We start from the raw sequence: 16,545 nt of genomic DNA on the forward strand, positions 1-16,545 counted from the left end.
TGAATATAAAGATAGAAATCTTTTTCTACTAATTGGAGAGTAGCCATTTAGCTGTTCATAGGCCTCTTCAGTATCTCCATCAGTTAGTTCTTTAACCTTCTCAATTAGCTCATAAAGTTCTTCATCATCTAAATTCTCAAACTCACCACACTCTTCTAAAACCTCTTGAATCATTGCCTCTAGCTCTAATTCATCAAAACTCACTATAATCTCCTTAAAAAAATTTTTTCGCAATAATACCTAAAATTTCTTAATTTAACTTTGAAATTTATATTTAAATAATACATTTTATGATAAAATTTAGGCTAAATTTTTGGAGTTTGTATGAGAATTTTACACCTACTTTTGCCATGCTTATTATCGCTTGGTAGTTATGCGCAAAAAAATAATGAGCCTACTGGACTAAATATACCTCTATCTACATATAGTATAGATGTTGATTTTATGGGGGCTGATGAGCATAATCAAAGAGATATTATGCTTGGATATAACGATATTTTACATAGTGTAAAAATAGATTCTAATAGCAATAATTTTAAATTAATTATGAGTGGAAAAAAAGAGATTAATAAAGTTAAATTTGATGAAATTTCAAGCAAAATAGCAAATTATCTCAAAAATCACAGAGGTCAAAACAGAATCGCAATCGAGTATCATCTAGATTCAAAAAGACTATTTAAAGGGTTATTTTAGTTAACAATAAACTTATACTAATAAAATATCGCAACTACTTTGGTGCTCTTTTAGCAATATAATAAACTAAGTTTGAGGAGCGTCAAAGCAGATTGCGATAAATACATTGAAATTCTTTAATTATATCTTGTTACTATAATCAAATTTAAAAATATCCATAGATTAAAAAGTTGTCTTAAGAGCCTTACTCTTAAGACTGATTATAAATAAACGCTATATTTATAAAGAGTAGTTAACTTACACAGTTATCTCTTTTATATCAGCTACTTTTAGGAATGCTTGATAAATTTGCCCAATTATAGAGATACGATTTGCTTTAATTTTCTCATCATCACTATTTATCATTACATTATCAAAGTAATTATCAATAGCTGGTTTTAGATTAAATAGAGCTTCAAGATATCTCTTAGTATCACTAATATCTAAACTTAAAGCACTAAACGCACTATGCAATACTCTTTCGCTATCATGCTCCATAAGTTTCTCATCAACAGCTACAATTTGACTATCTTTTATAATATTTGCAAGACGCTTAAATGTAGAGAAATTCTCTTTAAATTCACTATTTTTAGTTATATCATCTAGGGCAATTATAGCCGAGTTAAGTCTTTTAATATCGCTTACACCACTATTTAGACACGCTTTTATCACTGATGGATTAACGTTATACATCGTATAAAGCCTATCGTATATAAAGCTCTCAAGTAAGCCAAGATCAAATGGTGCATAATTCTTAGCAATCAGTGATAAAATATTTTTAATATCAAACTGGATATTTAAATTTAACACAATCCTAATGACTCCAGCAGCCGCTCTACGAAGTGCATATGGGTCCTTATTTCCAGTTGGAATTTTATTTATACTAAACAGCCCCATAAGTGTATCAAGCTTAGCTGATAATGCTACTATACTAGAAAAATAGCTTTTTGGACACTCGCTACCCTCTTTATTTGGCAGATATTGTTCTTTTATTGCTTCTACTATGAAATGATTTTCATTTCTATGCTTAGCATAATAGCTTCCCATGATGCCTTGTAAATCAGTAAATTCATATACCATAGCAGTTGTAAGGTCAGCCTTGCTAAGCATAACTGCACGATCAAGCTCATCAATAAATTCGCCGCCAAATTCATATTTTAACTCTTTTTCATAGATTTTAGCTAGCTCTCTAGCAATCTCACGCTCTCTAATCTCTTTATCATACATCGAACCAAGGCCAGCTAAATAGGTAATATTTTTAAGTTTAGCTGAGCTAAATTCACTTGCTAAATCGCTCTCCCAAAAGAACTTAGCATCACTTAGTCTAGCTCTTAATACTTTTTCATTTCCTTTAATAATAAGTTGTGAATCGCTACTAATAGCATTACTAACTACTACAAAATGATTACTTAGCTTATTATCTTTATCTCGCAGTGGAAAATAGCGTTGATTCTCTTTCATAGATGTGACAATAACCTCACTTGGCACCTCTAAAAACTCCTTCTCAAAGCTACCAATTAAAGCCGTAGGCATCTCAGTAATTGCTACAACTTCATCAAGTAAATCCTCATCTTGTTCAATTTTTAAACCACTATTTTGCTCAATTATTTTAAATTCATCTAGGATTTTTTGACGTCTTTTACTAGCTTGCAAGATTATTCCATTATTCTCCAAAGCCGTAAAATATTCATCTATAGAGCCAAATTCAACCATATTATAGCCATAATTTCTATGTGGATAAAACGCCATTTTGGATTTTACGCCATAAATTTCCATATCTACTAGCTCACTACCTAAAATAGCCACAACCGATCTAATTGGACGGATAAACTCATAACTAAATCCACCCCATCTCATTGATTTACCAAAGCTAAGCGATGAAATAAATTTTTCTACAATCACAGGAAGTAAATTCTTGCTAGAATCACCTTTAATTACGCTTTTATGATATAAAACCTCTTTGCCATTTATATTTTCAAATTTTAGTTCATCTACACTTATACCACATTTTTTAGCAAAACCAAGCGCTGCTGGTGACCACGCTGCATCGCTATTTAGCGCTACATGCCTTGGAGCTCCGATACTCTCAACTACCTTATCGCCAGCAAATTCAGCTATATCGCCACTTAATACAATACGTCTAGGCGTATAATCTAGCCTAAAATCACACTCTAGCGCATACTCATCAAGTACAGATTTAAATTTAGGCTCAATATTACCAAGCTCTTTTAAAAACGGAATCGCTGGAAGTTCTTCCACACCAATCTCAATTAGCATTTTCATAATTTTTCTCCATTATCTTTTTTATCTTTTGCTTCTTTGGCTGCCTTTTTAGCTGCCATCATCTCATCTCTTAGCCTATGCTTCTCCATCATCTGGCGATTAAATCCAACCACAAGGACAAAAATAATAAATATAACGACAACCCAGCCCATAAAACCTAAAAATTCACTCAATAATTAACTCCTTTTGCCCTTTATAATTCCATACAATTGCCTTTTTAACGGTAATTTGGCCATCTTTTAGCTCTTTCTTTGGTGAGTAAATTTTAAATTTCTCCCCAAAAATAGTAGCAAATCCACTCTTAATATTTAGCGTTATATCTCCTACTACATCTCCGCTTGTGGCACTGCTTAGTTCATTTAAGCTTAGTAGATAATCACTCTGATTGCTAGCAAATTTAGTATCAACATTTATATAAGATAGACTTGTAACCTCTAAATTTCCCTTAAAATTATCCACACGATTTACTACTGCCTCAACCCTAGTTCCTAGTGGCAATGATGGATTTTTCTCAAAAATATAAATTCCACGTCTACTCTCATCAGCTAAAATATAGCCATTTTTATCACGATATAACACTATACCAACGATTTTAGCTCTTTCATTACTTATTTTTTTTATCTGATTTATTGATTTTTGAGCTATATTTTGAGCCTGTGTTTGTGTAGTTAAAGTTGCATATAACGGAAAGTGATCAGAATAACTCTCATCCATAAAACTTGCTTTAAAAACACCAAAACTTCCATCCTTATAGCGTAAATTTTTACCCATCAAATCCTTACTAAGTATTATATGATCAATTGCACTTTTGCCTTTTTTATAACTACTTCTTTGATGAGCTGGCACAAATTCCCATAAATTTGTCCATCCATCAAGTTCATTAAGTAAAAATTTATATCCATAATTACTATTTAAATCACCTAAAATTACACCATTTTTACTATTTTTCACTGCTTTTTTCATAGTATTTGCTGCAGCAATTCTATGTTTAATAGGATTTTTAGCTGCTGGAAAATGAGCTACAAAAAACTCAATATTATTCCCCTCAAACTCAACTCTACTCATTAAAATAGGTCTAGTCTTAACATCTGGCACTACATAAATTTGACTATCAATAATTCTATATCTACTAAGCAATCCAAGCCCTACAGGGGAGCCTTTTAATGTAGCAAATTTATAAAATTTATATCCACTTAAATTAGCCAACTCTTTAATTACATTTTCATTTTCTATCTCATTTAGCGCTACTACATCTGCGTTTAATTCCCGCAATACTCTAGAGATTTTTCGTAATTTTTGCTGATATTTAGCATTATTCCATCTATTAGATTTAAAATCGCTATATTCGCTTCCATTTATTTTATCATCGAATAAATTTTCAACATTATAAGTAGCAATCTTTAACTCAGATGAAAATAACAAACCAAATAAACAAATAAGAGTTATTAAAACTCGCATACACTATCCCTAAAATCAAATTTATCCACATTTTGACGAATTGCTTCATATGTGATAATACCCACACTAGTGGCTAAATTTAAGCTTCTACCTTGATTTGTCATTGGAATTGTAATACAATTATTTTTATTTAATTTCATAAGTTCAATTGGCAAGCCACAATCCTCAGCGCCAAATATAAGATAATCACCAGGGGCAAATTGAGCATCAAAATATAATTTATTACATTTAGTAGTAGCAAAGAAAAATCTATCTTTAAATTTTAAATTTGCCTCTAAAAATTCCTCCAAACCTTCCCAAATTATAGGTTTTAAATTTGCCCAATAATCTAGCCCAGCTCTTCTTAAATGTTTATCATCTATTTCAAATCCAAGAGGTTTAATTAAATGCAATTTTGCTCCAGAGTTTACACACATTCTGCCTATGCTGCCTGTGTTTGTATGAATTTTAGGATTTACAAGGACAATATTAAACATCTAAAATATCACCGTTTTATTATTATAAACAAAAACCCTCTCATCAAAGACAAGATCTAAAGCATTACTAAGTACTACTTTTTCAACATTTCTACCAGCTTTTTGCATATCCTTCCAGCTCATTTCATGATTTACTCTAACTACATCTTGAGTAATAATTGGCCCCTCATCTAAATCATCAGTTACAAAATGCGCCGTAGCCCCAATAATCTTAACGCCACGTTCATAAGCTTGCTTATATGGATTAGCACCGATAAATGCTGGCAAAAATGAGTGATGGATATTTATAATCTTTTTAGGATAAACTTTAACAAAATCTGGACTTAAAATCCTCATATATTTTGCAAGAATCATATAATCAAATTTATATTTTGCCAGCTCAGCTAGAACTAATTTTTCATGCTCAGCTCTATCCATACCATCGGCACTAATACAAGTAAATGGAATATTAAATTTATCACTTAATGGGCGCAAAGTATCATGATTGGCTATAATAGCTAAGATATTTGCATTTAAATCACCACTGCTATGTTTAATTAGCAAATCACCTAGACAGTGATTCTCTTTAGTAGCTAAAATTACTATATCTTTTTTCTTAATAGCTTCAAAAAATATTATGCTATCACTAGGTAAATACGCACTTAGTGTATTTTTAAACTCAAGAGTATTGACCTCGCCTACAACAACAGCACGCATATAAAACCTACCATTTTCATGGTCAACAAATTCACTCGTACTTACATAGTTTAACCCATGCTTAAAAACAATCTCGCTAACACGTAAAATTAGGCCCTTTTCATCATTGCAATCAATCTTTAAAATATAATCCACAATATCTCCAAAAATTTTAGAAAAATTCTTTGGATTATACAATTTTTTTGCTAAAAATTAGCCAAAATGAATAAGATAATATCTATTGATTAACTTAGCTATTTTTAATAATCTTAGCTAAAAAAAATGCGTCCATATCGCAATCAGGTAAAATTTTAAGCCCAAACTCACTTATAATCTCTGTTTTTAAGCCAAAACTAATTTTATCAATAGTAATATCAAATTTAGAATTTAAAGCATTTTGCACAACTTCTTCATTCTCACACTCAAAGAATGTACAAGTGCTATAAACTACACAACCACCAGGCTTTAAAGCACTTAGAGCTGAATTTAAAAGCTGTTTTTGTAATTTTGATATTGACTTTATCTCTTTAGCGGATTTCTCAACAAAGCCATCACCAAAATGAGAATAGCTAGAACATGGTGCATCTAATAAAATTTTATCAAATCTACCTTGGCAATTTCTTGAAATACTTCTTGCGTCTTTATTATAGGTTCTAACCCACTCACAGCCATATTTATTTAAATTTGATTTTAAAGTATAAAAGCGTTTTGTATCACTCTCCATTACAGCCAAATCAGCGCCACGCCCCATCATATTAGCTAGTGCAATGCTTTTACCGCCTGGACTTGCACACATATCTAGTACTACATCACTTTTATCTGGATTTAATGCTAATGCTGCTAAGTAGCTACTTGGATTTTGAATATATATTGCTCCATTAGCAAATAGTTCAGAGTGAGTTAGAGCCTCTTTAAATTTAGGCTCACAAATATAAAAATTAGGCAAAAACTCAACAAAGTTAATATCTAAATTATTTAAACCAAAAACAATCTCGTCTTTATTAAATTTAAGCAAATTAAGATAAAATCCAACACTTTTAGGCTTAAAAAAGCTATCCCAAACTCTATTAAAATCAGACTTAGTTAAAGTAGATTCTAAATAATCTTTAAAACTCATCTTTTTAAAAATCTCTCTAAAATTATCATTGCAGCCACGCTATCAAGCTTGCCATCTCTTTTATCACTTACTAAATCGCTAGCTTCTAAACTGCTATAGGCTTCATTTTCATAATAAATCTGACCATCAAAATCCAAAAGCGAAATAAAATGTTTTATCCTTCGCTCCATCTCAGCCTCAGAGCTTCCACCTTTTGGCAAACCAACTACTAATATTTTTGCCTCTTTATCTTTTAATGCGTTACTTACATCTTTTGCAGCTTGATTACGATTCTTACGAAGAATTGGAGTAGTTGGAAGGGCGATTTTACCATCTGGGCTTACTGCCATACCTATTCTTTTAAGTCCAATATCAATAGCAGCTATCATAAAATTCTCACATAAATTCCATCAATAGCAATCTTGCCATCTAGTTCATATTCGTAAATTTTATCCCCAAATTTATTATAACAATCATCGAAATTTGTATTTTTCTTAATAAATTCCATTACTTCATCACTCTTTTCTTCATCATTTTTCACACCAAATTCCATAGCAAATTTATCAAAATCTGTAATGATTTTTGCTTTTTGACTAGCTAGTAGCTCATTTGTACCGCTACTCTCGCCAAGTCTTTGTGGTAAAACATATAACGGAATACCAAATTTAATAGCAGCTCTTGCACTGCTCATAGAACCGCTTTTTATATCAGCTTGAGCTACAACTACCGCATCACTTAAGGCTACTGTGATTAGATTTCGTTCTAAAAATTGCCACCCTTTTGCCAAGGTATCTGGCTCATATGCACTAAGCGCTAGTGAGTTTTGGTAGATATCTTTAATTATTTTGGAATTTTGCGATGGATAAATTTGATTCAAACCATTTCCAAAAACCGCAATTGTATTTGGATATGCACCCATATGAGCATAAATATCAACGCCAATAGCTGCACCACTAACTACGCAAACACCATATTTTTTCAAAGTTGTAGCTAAACTAATAACCATATTTTTAGTATAGACTGAACATTTTCTAGAACCAACAATCGCAACCTTTGGACGATCTAAAAGAGCTAAATTTCCCTTATAATACAATTTATCTGGGGGATTTTTAAAGTTTTTATTAAGGTGTAATTCAGTTATAAAATTCATATAAATCCTTTACAAATACCAATTCAACTTCGCTTTTTAACTCATTTTTCATTACTTCTAAGGCTTTAAATGTTTGCGAATATGGGTGACCAATAGCAATAGCTTGACCGCTAATTTTAGCGATTTTTATAGCTCGGCGAATCTGATTGATAATTGCCTTTTCATCTTTATTATTATCGATAAAAACATCACGCTTTAAGTATTTATTTCCAAATTCTTTACTTAAAATTCCAGCCTTTGATTCCTTAGTGGTATAGCTATCTATAAATATCATTTTATATGTTTTAAGTGAATTAAAAAGTATTTTCATAGAGCTATAATCACTAGTAAATTTACTACCAGTATGATTATTTATATAAATTGCATTTGGAAAATCACTACGAATCTTGGCAATTTGCTTATTAATTTTTTCGATACTATCACCAACTTTTAGAGTATTTTTTTCTTGGTATGGATAATTTATCGCCTCAAGTGGTAGGTGAATCATATAAAATTTAAACTCACGTGCTACGCTGATGGTTTGAGGATAGTTTTGGCTTATTGGAAATATTGATGGAGTAATATTTAATCCAAGGGATTTTATCTTTTTAGCATGATAAAATGTAGAGATATCATCAATTATTATAGCTAGTTTTGGTTTATTAGATTTTGGTTTATTAGTTGGTTTTGATTTTATGTTCGAATTTTCACTAGAATTTATGGCTAATTTTTGACTTGGATTTGCTTTTAAATTTGGATTAGAATTTAGATCTTTACTATTATTTATAGTTGAATTAGCATCACTGTTAATGACTTTATCAACTTTTTTAATCTCAACCAGCTCACCATCTAACTTAGTAAAATTTGGAGTTGGCAACATCTGTATTTTAACTTCATCAGTGATATTTAACTCTAAATTTCTAGGTACATCAAATATGGTAAAATCCTGTCTTCTACCTTCAAAATATCTATCTATATTCTCTATTATAAGTGTTTGATTATGAGCTTTAGAGGTGTTTTTATAGTTGCTCGCAATTGTATAAATAGCCATAGCAACTGCCAAAATGCAGAGCAAAATACCAATATATAAAAGCGCCCTACTTCTTTGGGCGCTATTTTTTTTATCTTGTTCCAATTAATTTTTATCTTTATTAACTAGTCTACCTTTATTGATCCAAGGCATCATAGCTCTTAATTTCTCACCAGTTTTATTTAGCAAACTCTCATCACTTAGTTTACGTTCAGCATTCATTTTTGTATAACCAGCTTTACGCTCTAAAATGAAATTTTTAGCAAATGTGCCATCTTGAATCTCTTTTAAGATCTCTTTCATAGCTGCTTTTGATCTCTCATCTACTACACGTTTACCGCTTACATAATCACCAAATTCAGCAGTATTTGAAATTGAATAACGCATATCAGCCATACCACCTTGGTAGATTAGATCTACGATTAGCTTCATCTCATGTAAACACTCAAAATATGCCATCTCAGGCTCATATCCAGCTTCTACTAGAGTTTCAAATCCAGCATTAATTAAAGCGCAAAGTCCGCCACAAAGTACAGCTTGCTCACCAAATAAATCGGTTTCAGTCTCAGCTTTAAAAGTTGTCTCAATAATTCCAGTTCTACCACCACCAATTGCGCTAGCATAACTTAGAGCAATATCTTTGGCTTTACCTGAAGCATCTTGAGCTACTGCGATTAAATCTGGAATACCGCCGCCATTTACAAATTCATTTCTTACAGTATGACCTGGAGCTTTTGGAGCTATCATTATACAGTCAATACCTGCTGGTGGAACGATTTGACCATAGTGAATGTTAAATCCATGACCAAATGCAATTGCGCTACCGCTTTTTAGATTTGGTTCGATTTCAGCTTTAAAAATATCAGCTTGCATCTCATCAGGAGTAAGTATCATTACAACATCAGCTTCTTTTGTAGCATCTGCTACGCTCATAACTTTAAATCCTTTAGCCTCTGCTTTTGCCCAACTCTTACCATTTGGGTTTAGACCGATGATAACCTCTACGCCGCTATCACGTAGGTTTTCAGCGTGAGCGTGACCTTGAGAACCAAAGCCAATCATTGCTACTTTTTTAGATCTGATTAGGCTTAAATCACAATCTTTGTCATAATAAACTGTTATTGCCATAACTTTCCTTTAGTAAAAAATAAAGAGCAATTATACATTAATAATATTTAAATTTGATAAAATTTTCAAAAAATTATCAAAAATTTAACTTCAATGTAGTAAAATTACTCAAATTAATCAAAAACACGAGAAATATAATGAACGATGCAATCTATAAGAGTATAAAATCTCTACCACCACTTGATGAGACAATTATGAAAATTCAGCAAATTTGCAGCAGCGAAGATAGTGATATTGCTGAGTTAATTAGTGTAATCCACCAAGATCCAATGCTAACAGCAAATATTTTGCGCTCAGCAAATAGTCCATTATATGGGTTTAGCAGGGAAATTGCTGATATAAATAGAGCTGTAGCACTATTTGGAATGGCGACTATTAGAGGTTTTGCTCTAGCTGGTACAATTAGCAAAAGCTTTAAGATTAATCTAGAACCATATGGAATATCTAGTGCTAAATTTATGGATTTAGCAATATTGCAAAACGCTTTAGCATTTAATTGGTGTAGCAAGATAAATCGTGAACTTTTAAACATTATTTCACCAGCTAGTTTTATGATGGATATAGGCAAGATTATAATTGCTAAAGAGTTAATTGATTCTAAAAAATCTACCAAATTTAAAGATGAATTACAAAATATCTCCACAACAAATGAACTATCTAAACTTGAAATAGATATGGTAGGTATCTCAAGTCAGATGGTTACAGCTCAAATCTTTAAAAATTGGAATCTAGAACCTGAGATTGCAGAAGTTATAAAATACTCTTTAAACCCAATTGATGCCCCAGAAAATCTTAAAAAGCACTGCTATATCTTAAGCGTGATAAGTAATAGCGTAAATGTCTTTGGCACACTATTACCAGATCAATTAAATAGTACTACTGAGCTTTTAAAACTCTATAATTTAGATGCTCAACTATTTTTCAGCGCTATTGAAAAAGTACAACATTGAAGGCATTTTTAAACTCTTTAACTACTGGATTAGAGAGTAAATATATCAAGTCAAGTGAGCTTGAAATATTAAGGGTATTAGAACAGATAAAGGCTGTGACTAAGCATAAAAATAGATACTATTTAAATGATGGATTTGTCTGCGGAAAACTAGATATATCCAGTAATGGAACCGGATTTTTATACCCATTTGATAATAGGTTTAAACAAGATTTAATGATAGAAAATCGTGATTTATGCGGTGCACATTTTGGCGATATTGTTCTAACAAAACTAACTAAATTTAAAAAACCACGACAAAAGGCTGCTGTTATTGCTGTATTACAAATGGCAAACGAAACAAGTGTAGTCTATACCAAAAAAATCGGCCAAGCTATAATGGGTGTAACAATTCCAAATTCGCTCACAATCGCTCTAAAAGCTAGCCAAAAATCTTTAAAAGAGCTCCCACAAGGTACTGTGCTAAAAATCAATAATCTAGATAATGATATAGTAGAAGTCTTAGGCGTGATGGATGATCCAAATGTAGATCAAAAAATCTCAATGGCTCTATATAACAAGCGTGAAATATTTCCAAAAATTGCACAAAATGAAGCAATTAGCTTTGGCAATGAAGTTGATAAGAGTATGTATCCAAATCGTATTGATTTAACTCATTTGCCATTTTGTACCATTGATCCAGTAGATGCTAAAGATTTTGATGATGCAATATATTTTGATAAAAACACAAATGAAATTTATATAGCAATTGCAGATGTGAGTGAGTATGTAAGCCCGTATAGTGGGATTGATAAAGAAGCAAGGTTTCGTGGATTTTCCATATATTTTCCACATATTGCCATTCCTATGTTACCACGAGAGTTAAGTGAAAATATATGCTCATTAAAGCCAAATTGTGATCGACTTGCTTTTGTCTTTAAAATCAAGCTTAACTCAAATTTAGAGCCTATAAATGAGGAGCTTATAAGCTGCATAATTCACTCTAAAAGACGCTTTAACTATGATGAAGTAGATAGCTTGATCAATCAAGAGTTTGAGTGCGAAAAAGAGATAAAAAATTGGCTAATGCCACTTTTTGAGCTAACACAAAAACTAAAAGAAAAACGGCTTAAAAATGGCTTTGACTTTCATACTTTAGAACTTAAAATGGGCTTGGATAAAAATGGAGATATCAGCTCAACTAGATTTGAAAGCTCTACACCATCGCATTCGCTCATAGAAGAGTGTATGCTACTAGCTAATAAAGCTGCTGCAAAAAGAATTAATAAGGGTATATTTAGAAATCACGCACCAGCTGATTTAAAAAAGATAAATACACTTTTAGATGATCTTGCTGTGCTTGGTATCGAAGTACAATATGATGGCGATCTAGTAGCTATGATAGCTAAAATTCAAGCCAAAGCTAGTGAACTAGGTATAAGAGAAGATGTAGATAAACTCATTATAAAAGCACAAAAAAGAGCAGAATACGCAAGTAACTGCACTGGTCACTTTGGGCTTGGATTTGAGTTTTATTCACATTTTACTAGCCCAATTCGTAGGTATTCAGATTTAATACTTCATAGGATTTTAAAGGCCAATAATGATGCTAAATTCACAAACTATCTAATGTTGGGTATTGATGAATTATGTAGTAATTTAAATATCCTCGAGCGTGAAGCTGATAAAGTTGCGTGGGATTTTATGGATCGTAAATTTGCTCGCTGGGCAGCTCAAAATATTGGTAAAAATTTTAAATGCTACATATATGAAAGCGGCAATCAAACAATTGCCAAGTTAAATGATGAGCTAAAAGGAGCTAGAATTTTTTTAAGTAATTTTAATTGTGAAATATTAACTCAAGTTATGGTAAAAATCACAGATGTAGATATCCCAACAGCAAAAATTATAGGTAAAGTAGTAGAAATTTTAGATGTATAAAAAAGATTTTATATCGCTTCTAGCCTCGACAAATATTCCAAATTTTTTCTTACTTTATGGAGCTGAGAGTTATCAGGTGGAGTTTTATACTAATGAGCTTTTAGGTAAATTCGATAAAGAAAATATGCTAAGCTTATATTTTGATGATTATAACTTTAATCTTGCTATTTCACATCTTAGCGAGCCATCACTGTTTGCTAATTCTAACCTACTCCATATCAAAAATGATAAAAAAATTCCAGCAAAAGATATTAAAGAACTAATTACACAGTGCCAAAATAATCCAAATAATATATTTATTCTTGAACTTCACGAAGGTGATGATAAAGCCTTAACTGATATAAAAAAGCAATTTGGGTCTAATTTTGTTAGATTTTTTCCACCAAGTAGCGCTTCAGAGGTAAATCAAATTCTATCTAATCACGCTAAATTTCTAGGATTAAATATAGATAATCAATCGCTTTTATATATCTACAATTTACAAAATGAAAATCTATATCTAAGTGCAAGCGAACTAAATAAACTTGCTAGTATTGGTATTAAATTTAGTCTTGATGAGATTAAAGAAAGGGTCTATGCGCTAAATGGCATTGGCTTTGATACACTTTTTGATAAAATTATTAACAAGCAAAGTATAAATAGTGACTATTTTGAGTTTATAAATGATAGTTCATTTAATGAAATAGCGCTTTTAAATATGCTGTTTAAAGCATTTTATAGATTATACCTTATCCACAGCTCTATAAAAACAAATGGCAAATTTGATTCAAAAATCGTCTTAGGATACACCCCGCCACCTCAAGTGCTAAATAAACTTCAATCTCAAGCTATAGCGATAAAAACCGAGCAATATGCTCAAATTTTTAAATTTTTAAATGAGATTGAATTTGATTTAAAATGTAAAAATAACATTGATAAAGAGTGTTATCTACTCTCTGCTATTCTTAACCTACAAGACATTTTGAGCAAAAACAGCAAATTTTAAGTATTTTTTTAGTATAATCGCCCCTGCATTTATGCAAATTCCTTGCTCTTGTATAGAAAAAGAGCTAAAATCCATAAGGAGAATATATGAGACATTACGAGCTTTTATTCATCTTAAAGCCAACACTTACAGAAGATGAAGTTAAAGTTAAGGCTGATTTCATTAAAGAAATCATTACAAAAAATGGTGGCGAAATTGCTAATGTAGTTGAAATGGGTACACGCAAACTAGCTTATAAAATTGAAAAATATGAGCGTGGTACATACTTTGTAATCTACTTTAAAGCCCCAACACAACTAATTGCTGAATTAGTAAGAAATCTAAGAATAACAGAAGAAGTTATCAGATTTTTACCAGTAAAATATGAAAATAAAAAAGAGATTGCAGCTTGGGAAAAACTAAGCAAAGGTCAAAAATTAGTTCAACCTAAAAAAGAATCAAAAATAGAAGAAAAAGTAGCTGAACAAGAGTAATTTATAAAGGCTAGATTATGTTTAATAAAGTAGTTTTGGTAGGAAATTTAACTAGAGATATCGAGCTAAGATATATACAAAGTGGTACTGCTATAGGCAGTAGCGGATTAGCTGTAAATCGCAAATTTAGCGTAAATGGCGAGAGAAAAGAAGAAGCTTGCTTTATTGACATAACATTTTTTGGTCGTCAAGCTGAAGTTGCAAATCAATACCTAAATAAAGGCAGCAAGGTTTTAATCGAAGGTAGGCTTAAATTTGATACTTGGCAAGACCAAAATGGGCAAAACCGCTCAAAACACTCAATAGTAGTAGAAAATATGGAAATGTTAGGCGGCGGTCAGCAAAATCAAGGTGGATATAATAGAGATGGCGACCAAAATTTTGGTGGCTATAATAACTATTCAAATAATGGTGGATATGGTGCAAATTCATATAACCAAAATAGAGATTATAGTCAAAATAGCAGTAGTTATGGTAGGGATTTTAACCAAAACAATAACTACTCTCAAAATAGCTATACTGCAAAACAGCCGGCAATGGAGCCATACCAAGAAAAAGTCCCAGAGATTGATGTAGATGCTGATATGAAATTTGATAACAAATCTACTAAGATTAATTTTAATACCAGCACCGAAGATGAAGAAATTCCATTTTAAAGGATAAATAATGGCAGAAAAAAGAAAATATAGCAAAAAATATTGCAAATTTACAGAAGCAAAAATTGATTTTATCGACTATAAAGATACAGCACTTTTAAAACAATGCTTATCTGAAAGATTTAAAATTATGCCAAGACGCTTAACTGGCACAAGTAAAAAACATCAAGAAATGGTAGAAAAAGCAATTAAAAGAGCTAGACATGTTGCTCTTATACCATACATAGTTGATAGAAATAACGTAGTTACTAACCCATTTGAAGGTTTATAAGCCTAAGATCTAGTGCCCCATTTTGGGGTCTTAGATCTTAGATTCTTTTATTATAATCCATTCTTATCTTTATAACCTCAAATATAAATTTGATATATCCACCTTTATACCAATTTTTATTAGCTTTTATTAGAGCTATACCAAGCTTATAGCTTAAATGGTTTTTTAATCCTAATGCATCTTTATAATCACTATACGCTTCAAGTTCTAATCTTTTTAAATTTGGATTATTTTTTATCTTTTCTTTATATATTTTTTCTTCTTTTTGATATTTTATCACTATATCTATTAATGCAAATGGTAGCTTTAAAATACCTAATATACTCTTAGAGTTCTCTATCATAGAATACCCTAGTCTGTATTCAAGACTATTTAATATTTGTGATTTTGCACTACCATAAGATAGCTTAGGTGTTTGCTCTTTTATAACATTTAATGGCTCAGATATATTTTGACTTAAAAATTTATCTTTGAATTTAATACTATTAAATTTTCTCTTGTACTTTACTAAAGAAATATCATAAGGGTAACTATCAAAATAAGCAAATCTATTTTTACTCTTATTATTATAGATAGCATCATATAAAAATTCCAACTTGTCCTGTGCATTAATTAAGCTATCTAGCATATTTTCAATAGTTTTTGGTGATATAAACTCATCTTTATCATAAATATATTTAAAATTTTCATTTGGCATATTTTTATTTTTTAGCGTCTCTTCTTTACCCCATTTTTGCTCAAATATATCATCTCTTAACCAAAATATATTACACTTTATCTGTTTTGATGGATTTCCTGCATTTACAGTATTTGAGTAGCATTGTTTAATAACCATACTTTTAGCACCAATTACAGCCCCAGATGCTATAAATGAGCCTTTTAAAATGCCAGCTTCTTGTCCGCACCATACATGATCGCCAATATAGATACTTTTGGAAAAATTTAATCTATTATTACTTTTTATATCCATTATAGGGTGATAGTCGCACGTACTAGCCCATATACTCCATGAAAACATACAATCTCTACCGATAATAATATTTTTAGCCTCATAAACACGCAAACTAACCCCACCAAAACTACTATCATCATCGATATAGCAACAACAGTCTTTTGCAAGAGAAATAGTGCCATTTACCCTAACACCATTGCCAATAAAAACTAGATTATTATCTGAGTGAAAAATTATATTAATATTTTTACTTCTTCCAGCAAAAAATACAATATTATTTTTACCTTTAAAATCACATTTGAAATTTAACTGTTTTGATAAATCACCATATATAATATTGTCATTTTCTCCGATATTTTTTAACATAAACTCTCAAAATACTTATATTAAAA

19 protein-coding genes are annotated in these 16,545 nt (G+C 31.0%); 7 read left to right on the forward strand and 12 right to left on the reverse strand.

The genetic code is table 11. From position 1 onward, the window contains the following. On the reverse strand, positions 1–204 hold a 204-nt coding region (locus J6V67_RS06340; RefSeq protein WP_291860356.1), incomplete at its 3' end, for a hypothetical protein. Positions 205–324: 120 nt separating this feature from the next. Between J6V67_RS06340 and J6V67_RS06345 the strand changes: the two genes are divergently transcribed. After that, positions 325–693, forward strand: coding sequence for a hypothetical protein (locus tag J6V67_RS06345; protein ID WP_291860359.1), 369 nt, complete (start codon positions 325–327; stop codon positions 691–693). A gap of 237 nt (positions 694–930) precedes the next feature. On the opposite strand, the gene glyS is transcribed toward J6V67_RS06345, so the two are convergent. The 10 genes from glyS to ilvC form a co-directional block, all read right to left on the reverse strand. Beyond that, positions 931–2,955: a glycine--tRNA ligase subunit beta gene (gene glyS, locus J6V67_RS06350; protein ID WP_291860362.1), complete on the reverse strand. Its 2,025-nt coding sequence runs from the start codon at positions 2,953–2,955 to the stop codon at positions 931–933. Next, positions 2,952–3,128: a hypothetical protein gene (locus J6V67_RS06355; protein ID WP_291860365.1), complete on the reverse strand. Its 177-nt coding sequence runs from the start codon at positions 3,126–3,128 to the stop codon at positions 2,952–2,954. The genes glyS and J6V67_RS06355 overlap by 4 nt, the downstream gene beginning before the upstream one ends. Continuing rightward, positions 3,121–4,413, reverse strand: coding sequence for an endonuclease/exonuclease/phosphatase family protein (locus J6V67_RS06360; RefSeq protein WP_291860368.1), 1,293 nt, complete (start codon positions 4,411–4,413; stop codon positions 3,121–3,123). The genes J6V67_RS06355 and J6V67_RS06360 overlap by 8 nt, the downstream gene beginning before the upstream one ends. After that, positions 4,401–4,889, reverse strand: a complete 489-nt coding sequence (locus J6V67_RS06365) for a tRNA (cytidine(34)-2'-O)-methyltransferase (RefSeq protein ID WP_291860371.1) — start codon at positions 4,887–4,889, stop codon at positions 4,401–4,403. The genes J6V67_RS06360 and J6V67_RS06365 overlap by 13 nt, the downstream gene beginning before the upstream one ends. Then, the gene (gene purU, locus J6V67_RS06370; protein ID WP_291860374.1) at positions 4,890–5,720 is read right to left on the reverse strand and encodes a formyltetrahydrofolate deformylase; all 831 of its coding nucleotides are present in this window, start codon (positions 5,718–5,720) and stop codon (positions 4,890–4,892) included. 94 nt (positions 5,721–5,814) lie between these two features. Further along, the gene (locus J6V67_RS06375; protein ID WP_291860376.1) at positions 5,815–6,681 is read right to left on the reverse strand and encodes an RsmB/NOP family class I SAM-dependent RNA methyltransferase; all 867 of its coding nucleotides are present in this window, start codon (positions 6,679–6,681) and stop codon (positions 5,815–5,817) included. Then, on the reverse strand, positions 6,678–7,049 hold the full coding sequence (ruvX, locus tag J6V67_RS06380) for a Holliday junction resolvase RuvX (protein WP_291860379.1): 372 nt from the start codon (positions 7,047–7,049) through the stop codon (positions 6,678–6,680). Before ruvX ends, J6V67_RS06375 begins: the two co-directional genes overlap by 4 nt. After that, positions 7,046–7,810: a DNA-processing protein DprA gene (locus tag J6V67_RS06385; RefSeq protein ID WP_291860382.1), complete on the reverse strand. Its 765-nt coding sequence runs from the start codon at positions 7,808–7,810 to the stop codon at positions 7,046–7,048. Before J6V67_RS06385 ends, ruvX begins: the two co-directional genes overlap by 4 nt. Further along, entirely contained in the window at positions 7,794–8,924 is a 1,131-nt protein-coding gene (locus J6V67_RS06390; protein ID WP_291860385.1) for a divergent polysaccharide deacetylase family protein, read from the reverse strand. Before J6V67_RS06390 ends, J6V67_RS06385 begins: the two co-directional genes overlap by 17 nt. After that, positions 8,925–9,947, reverse strand: coding sequence for a ketol-acid reductoisomerase (gene ilvC / locus J6V67_RS06395; protein ID WP_291860390.1), 1,023 nt, complete (start codon positions 9,945–9,947; stop codon positions 8,925–8,927). It lies immediately after the preceding gene. 137 nt (positions 9,948–10,084) lie between these two features. Here ilvC and J6V67_RS06400 point away from each other — a divergent pair, with 137 nt between their 5' ends. From J6V67_RS06400 to rpsR, 6 genes are all read left to right on the forward strand, one after another. After that, positions 10,085–10,897, forward strand: a complete 813-nt coding sequence (locus J6V67_RS06400; protein WP_291860393.1) for an HDOD domain-containing protein — start codon at positions 10,085–10,087, stop codon at positions 10,895–10,897. Continuing rightward, the gene (locus J6V67_RS06405) at positions 10,894–12,816 is read left to right on the forward strand and encodes a ribonuclease R family protein (protein ID WP_291860395.1); all 1,923 of its coding nucleotides are present in this window, start codon (positions 10,894–10,896) and stop codon (positions 12,814–12,816) included. Before J6V67_RS06400 ends, J6V67_RS06405 begins: the two co-directional genes overlap by 4 nt. Next, entirely contained in the window at positions 12,809–13,801 is a 993-nt protein-coding gene (holA, locus tag J6V67_RS06410) for a DNA polymerase III subunit delta (RefSeq protein ID WP_291860398.1), read from the forward strand. Before J6V67_RS06405 ends, holA begins: the two co-directional genes overlap by 8 nt. Positions 13,802–13,887: 86 nt before the next feature. Then, complete coding sequence (rpsF, locus tag J6V67_RS06415; RefSeq protein WP_291860401.1) at positions 13,888–14,274, forward strand: 30S ribosomal protein S6; 387 nt, start codon at positions 13,888–13,890, stop codon at positions 14,272–14,274. Between the two features lie 17 nt (positions 14,275–14,291). Then, positions 14,292–14,930: a single-stranded DNA-binding protein gene (locus J6V67_RS06420; protein WP_291860404.1), complete on the forward strand. Its 639-nt coding sequence runs from the start codon at positions 14,292–14,294 to the stop codon at positions 14,928–14,930. A gap of 10 nt (positions 14,931–14,940) precedes the next feature. Next, positions 14,941–15,201: a 30S ribosomal protein S18 gene (gene rpsR, locus J6V67_RS06425; RefSeq protein ID WP_086246557.1), complete on the forward strand. Its 261-nt coding sequence runs from the start codon at positions 14,941–14,943 to the stop codon at positions 15,199–15,201. A 37-nt stretch (positions 15,202–15,238) separates the two neighbouring features. On the opposite strand, the gene J6V67_RS06430 is transcribed toward rpsR, so the two are convergent. Beyond that, entirely contained in the window at positions 15,239–16,519 is a 1,281-nt protein-coding gene (locus tag J6V67_RS06430; protein ID WP_291860410.1) for a hypothetical protein, read from the reverse strand. Positions 16,520–16,545: the final 26 nt, after the last annotated feature.

Source organism: Campylobacter sp., assembly GCF_017646085.1.
GTDB lineage: Bacteria > Campylobacterota > Campylobacteria > Campylobacterales > Campylobacteraceae > Campylobacter.